Consider the following 11696-nt stretch of genomic DNA (forward strand, 5'->3'; position numbering starts at 1 on the left):
AGTATCTTAAACTTACAAGTTCAAATCCTTAAAGCTACAATGCTTCTTATCTTTTTCAGACAACAATACTTCCTCTATCTCATCTAATGGCCAATTTATTTTTACATCTTCATCATCCCATAAAAATCCACCTTCATACTCTGGAGCATAGTAGTTTGTGCACTTGTAATTAAATACTGCAACATCAGATAATACTAAAAATCCATGTGCAAAGCCTTCCGGAACATAAAACTGCCTTTTATTTTCAGCAGAAAGTAGCACACCTTCCCACATACCATAGGTAGGCGAATATTTTCTCAAATCAACTGCAACATCATATACCTCTCCTTGAGTTACTCTCACTAGCTTGCCTTGGCTATACTTTGTTTGAAAATGCATACCTCTAAGCACGCCTTTTTTAGATTTTGATTCATTGTCTTGAACAAACTCCATATTAAGTCCAGCTTCTTTAAAGTCTTTTTTGTTATAACTTTCCATAAAATAACCTCTAACATCTTCATATACCTTTGGCTCGATTATATATAAGTCTTTTATTTTAGTTTCTATAAAATTAAAATTTCCCATTACATCACCTCTTCTGATACTTTTACTAAATATTTTCCGTAATCTGTTTTCATAAGTGGTTTAGCAAGTTCTAGTAGTTTTTCTTTTGTGATATATCCTTTTCTATAAGCTATTTCTTCTAAGCATGCGATGTATAATCCTTGTCTGGTTTGGACTGCTTCAACATAGTTTGATGCATCTAGTAGACCATGGTGAGTTCCTGTATCTAACCATGCCATGCCCCTTCCAAATAACTCTACTTTTAATTTGCCTCTTTTTAAGTATTCGTTGTTAACTGAAGTTATTTCCAGCTCTCCTCTTTCAGATGGCTTAACATGTTTTGCTATTTCAATTACATCGTTATCATAAAAATAAAGCCCTGGTACTGCATAGTTTGATTTAGGTACTTTAGGTTTTTCTTCTATTGATAGTACGTTGAAGTTATCATCAAATTCTACTACTCCAAAGGCTCTTGGGTCTGCTACTTGGTATCCAAATATTGTTGCTTCTTCTCTTTTTACAGCTCTTTTAAGTCTCTCACTAAATCCATAGCCGTAGAATATGTTGTCTCCAAGTACTAAAGCAACTTTGTCATCTTTTATAAATTTTTCTCCTATTATAAATGCTTCAGCAAGACCGTTTGGATTTTCTTGCACTGCATATTCTATATTAAGTCCTAGGTCATATCCAGTTTTAAATAGTTCTTTGAATAGGCTTATGTCTCTAGGTGTTGATATTATTAATATTTCTCTTATTCCAGCTAGCATGAGTACGGACATTGGGTAGTAAATCATTGGTTTATCGTATATTGGCAAGGCTTGTTTTGATACGCATTTTGTGATTGGATATAGTCGGCTTCCTGAGCCTCCCGCTAGTATAATACCTTTCATTTATATTCCCTCCTAAACTTCGGCTTATATAGACTTACTATATATGTATATTCATAGAGGTAATAAAATTGTATATAATAACTGCTTTAATATATTAATGTGTGAGATCAATAAATTTATAAAAGATAATTGTAGAAGTAATAATGCTTGTGTGTTTATGAATAGATAATATTATATGTTGTGAATTCTCAATCTAAGGAGGACGTGATGTGAAGTTTTTTGATAGTCTGATTTCGAAGATATTGGCCGTTATATGTTTATCACTTATTATAATTACTCAGATAGTTATTACTTGTAAGATATTGCTATCAATATTTTGTACATTTATTTATATTACTGGAGTTATGAGTGTGCTGTTTGCTATTATAATTTCGTTGAGTGTTGTACTTTATTTAATTTGCAAAGTTTATTTGTTGTTAAGGTCGTCAAAGCACAGAAATATGGATGTTTGTTATGTATTAGATGTAGTAATTATGAATCAAGTAGAGTTGATTTTTAAGCTTACTGTACTTTGTTTGTTGCAGTACACTTTTTTACTTATGATATAAAAAAGTGTGCATCTAAGTGCACACTTTTTGATTATTTTTTCTCGTAATTTTTGTAGTCAAATATGAATTTATGAAGCTCTTTTATGTTGTAGTCTTTTTCCCATTCTATTACATAACCTTTTTCTTTGCTTATTATATGACCATTTCTATGCCCTTCGTATGGAAATTCTACTTGGTCTATGTCTTTGTCGTTTATTTTCATTACTTTGTTTGCCAAGTCAAGCATGTCAAGTGGTGATAGATTTGTTTTTGTGTACTGCATTACGTCTCCTGATACTCCGATAAGTTCTGATACTGAGCTGTCTGCTAATTTTTGATAAATTGATTGTATTACTACTCTTTGTCTATTGTCTCTTTGAAATGCACTGTCTATGTATCTTATTCTGCTGTATGATAGGGCTTGCTCTCCTGTAAGTGTTTGTTTTCCTGAGTTGTCTACTCCTGATATTTGGCTTACTTCTTCGTCGGTTACCTCTACTTCTACTCCTCCTAGGGTGTCTATTATTTTTACGAATGATTCGAAGCTTACTGCTACGTATTTGTCTATGTTTAGTTCAAAGTTCTTGCTTATTGTTTCAAGTAGTAGGCTGATTCCGTTGTAGGCGTAGGCGTGGGTAAGTTTTTCTGTGCTGTGTCCTGGTATGTCTACATATGTGTCTCTTGCTAGTGAGGTTAGTCTTATGTCTTTGTTTTTTGAGTCTACGGTTAGTATCATCATGGAGTCTGAGCGATTTCCTTTTTCTAGGTTGTCTCCGTCTACTCCTACTAGAAGGATGTTGGTTATGCCTTTTGTTTCTTTTGCTTTTTCTATTGTTTGGTTGACTTCTTTTGCTTGTTGTTTGTCGTACATTGAGTTTAGCTTTGAGTATACTGCTCCGAAGGTTACTAGCGGTACTGCTATTATAGCTATTACTAGTCCGATTATTACTTTTTTTATTTTACTCATAATATTTTCTCCTACATTATTTTAATAAAATTATAATTATTAATATGCAAGATTGGTATAGTAAATAACTTATATATTTATAAATTAAAGAGCGGCGATACTAAATTTAGTAGCACCACCCTTTAATTTATATCATCTCTATAAATATTATTGAAAAATATTAAATATGCTTTTTTTACTATCCGGTTTATCTATGTTACTCATATCTGAATCAAACGCATTTTCGTTACTACCTGACTCTTCTGTATTTTTTGAGTCTATCTTAATTACATTTTTTAATGCATTTACCAACTCAGAATCAGATGTAGCATCCAGTCCAAATCCAACTATGTTACCTTCATCATCTTTATCAGTAGTTATGGCATCCTCTGTGCTAGGTACACCTTGAGCTACTACTTTTACTTCAAATTGTATTTCTTTATCTGATAATTTTTTATATGCATCATCTTTTGCTATTTCAGGATTTAACCAGACTTTATCAATAATTTTATTTGTAAAGTATCCTGGTGCTATATTGCCTATGTAATAATAATTATTATCTACCATTATCCAGCTACCAACAGAAGTATCTGTTGTATTAATCTCTTTATTTTCTGTTGCATATGTATATTCTACATATTTTGAAAGCTCTTTTATTTCTTTTCCACTACTATCTTTAACTATAGGTATTAATTGTACCCTTATTAAAGAGTCATATTCACTTTCATTTCTAACTTGTACTTCTTTGTTTACAGCCTGTTCACTTCCGGTCCTTATCTCAGATGCACCCTTTTTATCAAAATGTTCATAGATGTCTATTCCACTATCATTTGATAAATCTGAGCTAAATACATTTGTTATACTATCATTAGCACCTCTCCATGCAAATGTTCCACCGATTAAGACTGCGCCTAGAGCAAGGGCGGCTATAACTCCCTTAAGTTTTTTATTATGCATTTATTCTCCCTCCCTTCACACTTTTTTTAAAGCTATCTATGAAATAGAGTATAATTCTATTTATTAGATAGCTTTTATTAATTAGCTAATTTTTAATAGTTTAAATATATTAGGTTTAGTAAATTTATCAAAGAAGTATATTTCATTTACTAATTTATTTTTTACTACTATATTTATATCTCTATTGTCTTTACTTAACTCAAAAGTTTCTGTGTTTTTATTATTAATAACAGTTCCTACTTTTGTATAATTCATAGGAACTATTTCACTTACATTGTAAGTTCCAGCTTTAACAAAGTTATACCCTTGAAGATTATTATTTTTTATATAGTTTGTTATATAAGAATCAGTAATATCTGTATTATCACCTTTCATTATAAAACTCATAGATTTAGTTTTATCGTTTCCTGCTTGTACATCTATATTGTACTGAGCACTTTCACCTTTTATTAATACCGAGAATGTATCATTTTCCGGTGCTTTATCTGCTCCTTCTGTAATTACCTTAGTTACATTTATAGTTCCTATTTTAGGCTCTATATCTACGCTAGGTACTGGAAATTCGCCAGTCTCAACATTTGGATTTTCACTAGTATCTAGAGGGTCATTAAATTCTATATTTGCTGTAGTATTTGTAGGAACATCATTTCCAAAGAAGTATGAGTCCTTTACTTTCACCTTAAACTTTATGGATATTCCCGGCTCTCTTATTTCATTTATTTTAAAAGTAAGTTTATCTTCTTTTACTGTTGTACCTCCATACTCAGTGTCCACTTTTGATGCTTCTACCTTACATACTATATCTTTATTTATTTCTAGTTTATCACTTTTATAATCTGTTATAGTATATTTACTGCCATCTATAAGCTCGAAATATTTTGTAACTGTATCTGTAACTGTTACATTTTTAGCTATTAATTTATTTATCTCATTTTGAATTTCTATACTCATATCTTCGAACATATTTTCAATATCATTTTCGTTGCTAGTGTAATGTTTATTAACTGTCTTATCACCTTTCTTATAACCGTCTAGATATTTATTTATAGCCGCCTGACCTGTTCCATATATCTCTGGGTATTTTATTGTTACATTTTGTACATTTCCTAAAAACTCTCTTGCAGTATTTGATGATGAACCTCTATCAAATACACCTGCACTATAGAATGTAACGCTTGAGTCTGCTATAACTTTTTTATATGCTGATATTGCAGCGTTTCTGCATTCTTTAGTTGTATCTGACCCATTACCATTCATATATTTACTATTATTTTGACCTCGTTTCCATTGATATCCATATATATATTCACCTTTACAGTAGAATGTAGGCAATCCATCAGTGAATAGCACTACATATTTTTGATTAGCTTCTGATTTATCTAATAGTTGCTTAGCTTTATTAATACCTGCCTCTGTGTTTGTACCATCTCCTGCTTGAATCCCATTTATTTTACTTTTTAATATATTGCTATCTTTTATAAATGGTTTATCTTCTATTCCTGTTATACGAGTTGCTAAACTATCAAATTGTACAACAGATATTCCTATGTTACTTGGTGTTGTACCACTTGTACCTAATAAATTTTCAACAAATTTTATTGCTCCTTTTTTTGCTAAGGATAATTTTTGGGAACCATTCTCAGTCATGCTACCAGATTTATCCATAACTATTACTATATCTGCAGTCTTTACTTGTTGCTGTTGAGCAGTTCCTGTAATATCCAATGATATTTCATATTCTTCTGGATTATTTTCATCTTGAGTCGCTGTCTTTGTTAAAGTAAGTGGATTCTTTCCTGAAGTTGTAGTTTTTTCTTCTTCTGCAGCTATAGCAGGAATAATTCTACCATCTTCTCTTAATGATACGGGTGTATCTTGGTCACTTACCTCTTCTACTTCGCTTTCATTATCTTCCTCAATAACTTCTTCAGTTTCCTTCACTTCTTCTGTAGATTCTGTCTCAGTAGAAACTCCTGTATCTTCATTTGATAAATCGTCCGCAACCCCTTCACCTTCTACTATATCTGAGTCTGAAGGTTTTGTTTGTTGGAGTTCCTCGTCTGGTTGTAATTCATTTAGTATTGTATCACTCATTTCAGTAGTATCTATATTATTAGATGTTATTGCCTCCACAATTGAAGGTGTCCATCCTCCTATATTTATAGATAGACAAACTACTAATATCAAAGCTATTTTTTTCATAAATTTACTCAATTTCATACTCACCTCTTTTGGAGCTAATATTTATTTACCCTTTTTTCTTAATTTACATAAAACTACTACACTCGCTCCGCCTAAAATAGCATAGGTTAACATGCCTGAATCACCTGTTTGAGGTGAATTAGAGCCACCAGATGATCCAGTATCGTTAGACGGTTTATCAACAGTGCTATCATCCTCTTTTGCTTGTGCTGTAAATATCCAATCTACTTGAGCATATTTGTTCCAATATGATGGATTAGATTTTGATATAGATGGATCAAACTCAACTGTAGCAACTAGATTTTGTTCTGTATCTGGTTTATATGTACCTAAATCTATGCTTTCTACCATACCATCTTCTCCACTTACTGGACCCTCATATAATACATCATCTTTGTATGTTATCTTTAAGTTTATTACTTTCATCAAATCATATTTTTCTTCTGGAGTTACTCTCTCTGCTCTTAAGTAAAGTTGATATGATTTATCATATTTGTTTTTAATTTCTAGCGTTCTTGTTATTTTATCTCCTGGGGCTATATTTTCACCAAGTAAAAAGGCCTCATCTCCAGGAAGATATATTATCCCTTTCGCATTTCCCTCTAATACAACATTAGGAGGCGACTTTTCAAGTGCATCCCCCTGTGTTGTTATTATGGAAAGAAGTGAAACGGCAACTATAAATATTTTCAAGAAAATTTTCACGTTCCCACTCCTTCATTTTTTATTTAATACTATTATTCTGTAGCTGAAGTTCCATATGTTTTGTCACAAGAAGTTGCTGGTCCATTAGCTACAGCTTGTAAAGCCTTCACTAAGTTTTCATGTTTTGTTGCATCTAACCCAAATCCTAATTGTTCTCCTGTTGCACCTTGTGCTTTTCCATCTGTTTTATCAGTAACTGCTTCTGCTGTACTTTGAACACTATATGCATCTATATCTACATTAAATTCTTGTCCTAAGTAGTTTGGGTTAGTCTTTACTGATTCAGATAATGTAACACTATCTAATATTTTATCTGTAAATCCACCAGCCACTACATTTCCTACGTAGTAGTAATACGTTTTTTCATTCTCTGTAACTTCTACCCAATTACCTTTTCCATTTTCTATTGTACCATCTTCATTAAATGTTATTTCTTCTTCAGTTATAACATTATCCTTGTTAAGAGTTATATTTGTTTTATCTAAACTTATTTTTTTAAATGCTGCATTCATCTCTACCCTTATTAATGAATCATATTTAGCTGTATTTTTAACTTGAACTATCTTTTCAACTGCAGTTCCTGGAGTCGCAGTTGAATTTGGTGTGAATTTTTCCCATATATCTACACCATGATCACTATCAGATGCAGATGCAGTAATAAATTTGTTTGTTACTTTATCAGTAGATCCTAACCAAGCGAAAGTTCCTCCTATTAATACTGCTGATAGCGCTAACATCGCTACTCCACCTTTTATTTTCTTGTTATGCATAATTACATCCCCCTTATAATTAATTATTTAATATGTATATCTAATATATATAAACTTAATTTATACACTTATTTAGTAATACCAAGCAGCTTATCTAGTAATGCTTTTGTATTATCATTTAGACCTTGCCACACTGCATTGTAGGCTTCACTAGATGCTTCTACTGCTTCAGCTTTTACATCTACTATTAATGACTTACCTTTATATTTTTCTTTATCAATTTTATCTGTATCTAATTCTACATCTTCAATTATGCTATCTGTTTTTTCACCACCTGGGACTATCTCATTATAGTAATAGTATCCATCATTTCCATTTACCCATTTTGTATTTTTAGTATAAGTTATTTTAACTACATCACTACTTACATCACCTGGCCAAGGATTACTATTTTCATCTTCCCATCGAGGTACTATTGCAACTCTTATAAATGCTGGTGTTGTACCTTGATTTGGTATTGTTACTATTTTTTTAGTTTTTTCCCCATCCCAATCTTTAGGTTCTTCAAATTCTTCATCTACCATAATCTTTACTCCTGCTGCAAATTCATTTACAACGCTATCCTCAACCATTATCAACTTGTTTATTGCTTCAGATACGGATGCATATACTTTAGATGCAATACCAGTAGGAATAACCATTAACCCACTAATTAAGACAACACTTAGAATAGATCCTAATTTTTTAAATCTCATAATTTTACCTCCCCTCTAAAAAATTTCAGATTTTAATTAAATATTCTTAATTAATTGAACTAGCTTTTCTTTTATCTTTTCTATGTTTGTTTGGTATAGAAGTTATTATAATTATTAAAAATAATCCTCCCAATACTAACTTGATGTTTTCCCTTATGACTTCCAGCATTGCTCCTATAAATGGAACATGAAATACTACTTTACCAACCAACAGATCACCATCTACTTGTTCTGGGTCTACTGTATTGTTCGCATCTCCTTGAGTTGTAAACTTTATTTTTCCATCTATGTTAGAAACTTCTTTTACTCTATGAGTAGTAACACTAGTCCTAGCCTCATTAAAAAAAGTTATCGCATCATCAACCTTTATATCTTGTTTTTTTGATTCTTTCACTATAAGCAAGCTACCCTTATTCATAGTAGGGCTCATACTTTCAGTCAATACTGTATAAAATTTATATCCAAATACTGAAGGTCCTTCGCCTGGGTTATGTGTTTTTGATATGGATATAGTCAAAACTATTGATCCTATCAAGAAAGTATAAAATATTATATCCCATGCTATATTTAAAACTTTTTTTATATCCATCAATTTACCCCTTCAACTTTATTTTAATTTTGTAGCTAATTTACATTATTAATTTTAGATTTTTTAAAGTGATTTATCCACTACGCAAGAGTTTACTTTTCCTTCTATTATAGGGTGCTATAAAGTAGTACCTCTAATGACTACCTTTAATATAAACAAAAAAATCTATAGACTTGACCATATCAAATGGTATATGTCTATAGATTTTTATATTGTGCCTACAGAATATATTTTACTAATTTCATATAAAAGTTCTATAGAATAGTTCCTAACTACTATCCTAAATTGTGAATTACTATTTAATTAACAAAGCAACTAGCTTTGAAAAAATTATATAGGAGGTAATTATATGGCTGTTATATCACTAAAAGAACCATCTAGCCTTAAGCTAAAATTTAACCACGGAGCTGATACTAATGGAAAGGCTGTAATAAAAACTAAAAGTTTTGCCAATGTAAAACCAACTGCTACAAATGATGACTTATACGCTGTAGCGACTTCATTGTCTTCACTTCAAGAGCATGACTTATACGAGGTATCTAAAGTAGACAATACTACTTTAGCTGAGTAATCTTTAGGGTTACATAGTTACTATGATATTGTAGTGTTTTATGAAAATTAAATTTTAATTTTGGGAGGTAATTAATTATGAATGTTTCTTTAAAACTTATGATGACTTTTAGAACTACTGCTGGTAACAAGGTATCTTTATCGGTTGATGATCCTAGGAGTGATTTAAATGAGCAGGAAATTAAAGATGCTATGGAGCTTATTATAACTAAGGATATCTTCGCTCCAAATGGTGCTACTCTTACTGAAGCTGTTGAGGCTAAGGTTGTTAGAACTGATACTACTGGTTATGATTTAGTTATTGGATAGGATGTGATTTTATGGATTATAATATGCAGACTTTGATAGCCAATGTAGGTTTTCCTATTGCTATATCAATGTATTTGTTGATAAGGATTGAGGGTAAGCTTGCTAGCTTAACTTCTAGCATAGATAGTCTTTCTTCTAATATTTTGACTTTTCGAGATAGGTAATTAATCTTATGAAAAATACTAAAAATAGGGCTGTTGCAAAGGCAATAGCTCTATTTTGTTGTTACTATAAATAAATGGATGTAGTTTTATTTATTTTCTAATCCTATTTCCCTTAGAATACTTAATCTATATTTTATTCCACTTTTTCTCCCTGCTAAAATATCTGTTAAGTAATTTTCATTCATATCGAGAATCTTTGCTAATTGTCTTTGTGTCATTTTTAATTCGACTAATCTCTTCTTTACTATTACACCAAAATCACTTTTACAACTATCTATTACACTCACCCCTTTAATTGAAATTATTTCTGAGTATTATGTTAAAAATTATTATGTTAAAATTAAAATTGACCTTAAATATAGTCAAACTTTCTTATTAATCTATATTTTACGGTCAATTTGACTCTGTGTCAATTCCTTTATAGTCTATATGACTCTAAAATTGAATATTTTTTATTATTTATGGTCAAAATGACTCTATATAGAGAGGTGTTATTAATGGAAAGTTTAGGAGAAAAGCTTACTTACTTAAGAAATAAAGAAGGTATTAGTCAACGTAAATTAATGGATTTACTTCAATTTGAAAATCTCCATAAGTATGAGAAAAATCAGCGAGAGCCAAGTGTAGAAATATTAAAGAAACTTGCCTTATATTATGATGTTAGTACAGATTGGTTATTAAGCTTAGATAACAGTGAATCAGATTTATCTGACTATGAGATTAATTTTATTGAAAATTTTAGAAAGTTGAAAAAAGAAGATCAGTTTAAGATCGAGGGAATGGTCGAATTAAAACTTGCAGAGATGCAAGGTTAATTTTTAACCTAAAGATACGAATTCACACTTTTGATTTGTAAAAATACCAATGATAAAGGCTGTCTTAGCTACAGTTTTTCATTGGTATACAAATCGATGTCATTCCTTATTTATGGAATGGTTCAATTTGTAAAATATAATGTATTCCTTTCTATAATATTTAATTGTCTTTATTTATAAAGTCTAGCTATCCTTAAGTAAATATTTAGATTCTAATTGTTCTATTGTAATTGGTTTTGAGAAATAATACCCTTGCGCATATGAATATCCATAATTAAGTAATTTTTCATATTGGTACTTAGTTTCTATTCCTTCTGCAACTACAAATACCTTATTCATATCCATAATATTTTTAATTCCGACTAGTATATTATCTATTTTATTATTACCAATCTCGTCTAGTATAGACTTATCTATTTTTATATAATCAAAATCTATATTAGCTACAGCTAAAATATTAGAATTACCACTACCAAAATCATCTAATGATACTCTAACTCCTAATTCTTTTATTTTCTTTATTTTTTTAGCTATATTTTTTATATCTTTATAAAAGCATTCTCGTTCAGTTATTTCAAGTTCAAATATGCCTTCTGGTATATCATACTTTTCTATAAAATATTTTAATTTGGAGATAAATTCCCTTCTCATTATTGTACTTTTAGATATATTTATTGCTATAGGTATCGGCTTTATCTTAAGCTTAATCCATTGGTTAATTTTCATTACACAGTTTTCTAGAACAAAGTAATCTATTAAATATATATCTTTATTTATTTCTAATTGAGGTATAAACAAATCTGGATATACTATATCTCCGTTGTTCTTTTCCCATCTTATTAGAGCCTCTACTCCTACGATATTCATACTATTTATGTTAAACTTTGGTTGATATACTATCTTAAATTCTTTATTTTTTATAGCGTTAATAACTTCAATAAATAAATTGCCTTTGTCATTATATATATCAAATGTATCTTTCATATACTACCTCCCAATTGATAAACGCTAAAA

16 protein-coding genes are annotated in these 11696 nt (G+C 30.4%); 5 read left to right on the forward strand and 11 right to left on the reverse strand.

Going from position 1 to position 11696, the window contains the following annotated elements:
• Nucleotides 1-12: 12 nt before the first annotated feature.
• Both rfbC and rfbA read right to left on the reverse strand, forming a co-directional pair.
• A complete protein-coding gene (rfbC, locus tag CHL78_RS09355) occupies nt 13-564 on the reverse strand; it encodes a dTDP-4-dehydrorhamnose 3,5-epimerase (protein ID WP_094369216.1) in 552 nt (183 codons plus the stop codon).
• Nucleotides 564-1433, reverse strand: a complete 870-nt coding sequence (gene rfbA, locus CHL78_RS09360; protein WP_094369217.1) for a glucose-1-phosphate thymidylyltransferase RfbA — start codon at nt 1431-1433, stop codon at nt 564-566. The genes rfbC and rfbA overlap by 1 nt, the downstream gene beginning before the upstream one ends.
• Before the next feature lie 209 nt (nt 1434-1642).
• Between rfbA and CHL78_RS20550 the strand changes: the two genes are divergently transcribed.
• Nucleotides 1643-1981, forward strand: coding sequence for a hypothetical protein (locus CHL78_RS20550; RefSeq protein ID WP_147295808.1), 339 nt, complete (start codon nt 1643-1645; stop codon nt 1979-1981).
• 31 nt (nt 1982-2012) lie between these two features.
• Here CHL78_RS20550 and CHL78_RS09365 read toward each other — a convergent pair whose 3' ends face one another.
• From CHL78_RS09365 to CHL78_RS09395, 7 genes are all read right to left on the reverse strand, one after another.
• The gene (locus CHL78_RS09365; RefSeq protein WP_243446409.1) at nt 2013-2699 is read right to left on the reverse strand and encodes an LCP family protein; all 687 of its coding nucleotides are present in this window, start codon (nt 2697-2699) and stop codon (nt 2013-2015) included.
• A gap of 375 nt (nt 2700-3074) precedes the next feature.
• The gene (locus CHL78_RS09370) at nt 3075-3863 is read right to left on the reverse strand and encodes a hypothetical protein (protein ID WP_094369218.1); all 789 of its coding nucleotides are present in this window, start codon (nt 3861-3863) and stop codon (nt 3075-3077) included.
• Between the two features lie 81 nt (nt 3864-3944).
• A complete protein-coding gene (locus tag CHL78_RS09375) occupies nt 3945-6083 on the reverse strand; it encodes a VWA domain-containing protein (protein ID WP_094369219.1) in 2139 nt (712 codons plus the stop codon).
• Between the two features lie 24 nt (nt 6084-6107).
• Nucleotides 6108-6770 carry a hypothetical protein gene (locus CHL78_RS09380; protein ID WP_094369220.1) on the reverse strand — a complete coding sequence of 221 codons (663 nt, stop codon included), beginning with the start codon at nt 6768-6770 and terminating at the stop codon, nt 6108-6110.
• Nucleotides 6771-6802: 32 nt separating this feature from the next.
• Entirely contained in the window at nt 6803-7540 is a 738-nt protein-coding gene (locus CHL78_RS09385) for a BsaA family SipW-dependent biofilm matrix protein (RefSeq protein WP_094369221.1), read from the reverse strand.
• A 68-nt stretch (nt 7541-7608) separates the two neighbouring features.
• A complete protein-coding gene (locus CHL78_RS09390) occupies nt 7609-8235 on the reverse strand; it encodes a hypothetical protein (protein WP_094369222.1) in 627 nt (208 codons plus the stop codon).
• Between the two features lie 46 nt (nt 8236-8281).
• The gene (locus tag CHL78_RS09395) at nt 8282-8824 is read right to left on the reverse strand and encodes a signal peptidase I (protein WP_094369223.1); all 543 of its coding nucleotides are present in this window, start codon (nt 8822-8824) and stop codon (nt 8282-8284) included.
• Between the two features lie 349 nt (nt 8825-9173).
• Here CHL78_RS09395 and CHL78_RS09400 point away from each other — a divergent pair, with 349 nt between their 5' ends.
• The 3 genes from CHL78_RS09400 to CHL78_RS21485 all read left to right on the forward strand — a co-directional run bounded on the left by CHL78_RS09400 (nt 9174) and on the right by CHL78_RS21485 (nt 9867).
• The gene (locus CHL78_RS09400) at nt 9174-9395 is read left to right on the forward strand and encodes a DUF1659 domain-containing protein (RefSeq protein WP_094369224.1); all 222 of its coding nucleotides are present in this window, start codon (nt 9174-9176) and stop codon (nt 9393-9395) included.
• A gap of 77 nt (nt 9396-9472) precedes the next feature.
• A complete protein-coding gene (locus CHL78_RS09405) occupies nt 9473-9703 on the forward strand; it encodes a DUF2922 domain-containing protein (RefSeq protein ID WP_094369225.1) in 231 nt (76 codons plus the stop codon).
• Between the two features lie 23 nt (nt 9704-9726).
• Nucleotides 9727-9867, forward strand: a complete 141-nt coding sequence (locus CHL78_RS21485) for a YvrJ family protein (RefSeq protein WP_408638601.1) — start codon at nt 9727-9729, stop codon at nt 9865-9867.
• 86 nt (nt 9868-9953) lie between these two features.
• Here the strand turns inward: CHL78_RS21485 and CHL78_RS09415 are convergent, their stop codons facing one another.
• Nucleotides 9954-10154, reverse strand: coding sequence for a helix-turn-helix transcriptional regulator (locus CHL78_RS09415; RefSeq protein WP_330408604.1), 201 nt, complete (start codon nt 10152-10154; stop codon nt 9954-9956).
• A 210-nt stretch (nt 10155-10364) separates the two neighbouring features.
• On the opposite strand from CHL78_RS09415, the gene CHL78_RS09420 reads away from it, so the two are divergent.
• A complete protein-coding gene (locus CHL78_RS09420) occupies nt 10365-10682 on the forward strand; it encodes a helix-turn-helix domain-containing protein (RefSeq protein ID WP_158540673.1) in 318 nt (105 codons plus the stop codon).
• Nucleotides 10683-10865: 183 nt separating this feature from the next.
• On the opposite strand, the gene CHL78_RS09425 is transcribed toward CHL78_RS09420, so the two are convergent.
• Nucleotides 10866-11666, reverse strand: a complete 801-nt coding sequence (locus tag CHL78_RS09425) for an EAL domain-containing protein (RefSeq protein WP_094369228.1) — start codon at nt 11664-11666, stop codon at nt 10866-10868.
• Nucleotides 11667-11696 lie beyond the last annotated feature (30 nt).

Origin of the sequence: Romboutsia weinsteinii (genome assembly GCF_002250835.2) — a bacterium.
Classification (GTDB): Bacteria; Bacillota; Clostridia; order Peptostreptococcales; family Peptostreptococcaceae; genus Romboutsia_A; species Romboutsia_A weinsteinii.

Bases quoted from the DNA above. Each gene is read 5' to 3' on its own strand.
- CHL78_RS09425 (WP_094369228.1), bottom strand. From the start codon at position 11,666: ATGAAAGATACATTTGATATATATAATGACAAAGGCAATTTATTTATT.
- rfbC (WP_094369216.1), bottom strand. From the start codon at position 564: ATGGGAAATTTTAATTTTATAGAAACTAAAATAAAAGACTTATATATA.
- CHL78_RS21485 (WP_408638601.1), top strand. From the start codon at position 9,727: ATGCAGACTTTGATAGCCAATGTAGGTTTTCCTATTGCTATATCAATG.
- CHL78_RS09385 (WP_094369221.1), bottom strand. From the start codon at position 7,540: ATGCATAACAAGAAAATAAAAGGTGGAGTAGCGATGTTAGCGCTATCA.
- CHL78_RS09375 (WP_094369219.1), bottom strand. From the start codon at position 6,083: ATGAAATTGAGTAAATTTATGAAAAAAATAGCTTTGATATTAGTAGTT.
- rfbA (WP_094369217.1), bottom strand. From the start codon at position 1,433: ATGAAAGGTATTATACTAGCGGGAGGCTCAGGAAGCCGACTATATCCA.
- CHL78_RS09365 (WP_243446409.1), bottom strand. From the start codon at position 2,699: ATGATGATACTAACCGTAGACTCAAAAAACAAAGACATAAGACTAACC.
- CHL78_RS09370 (WP_094369218.1), bottom strand. From the start codon at position 3,863: ATGCATAATAAAAAACTTAAGGGAGTTATAGCCGCCCTTGCTCTAGGC.
- CHL78_RS09390 (WP_094369222.1), bottom strand. From the start codon at position 8,235: ATGAGATTTAAAAAATTAGGATCTATTCTAAGTGTTGTCTTAATTAGT.
- CHL78_RS09420 (WP_158540673.1), top strand. From the start codon at position 10,365: ATGGAAAGTTTAGGAGAAAAGCTTACTTACTTAAGAAATAAAGAAGGT.
- CHL78_RS09395 (WP_094369223.1), bottom strand. From the start codon at position 8,824: ATGGATATAAAAAAAGTTTTAAATATAGCATGGGATATAATATTTTAT.
- CHL78_RS09405 (WP_094369225.1), top strand. From the start codon at position 9,473: ATGAATGTTTCTTTAAAACTTATGATGACTTTTAGAACTACTGCTGGT.
- CHL78_RS09400 (WP_094369224.1), top strand. From the start codon at position 9,174: ATGGCTGTTATATCACTAAAAGAACCATCTAGCCTTAAGCTAAAATTT.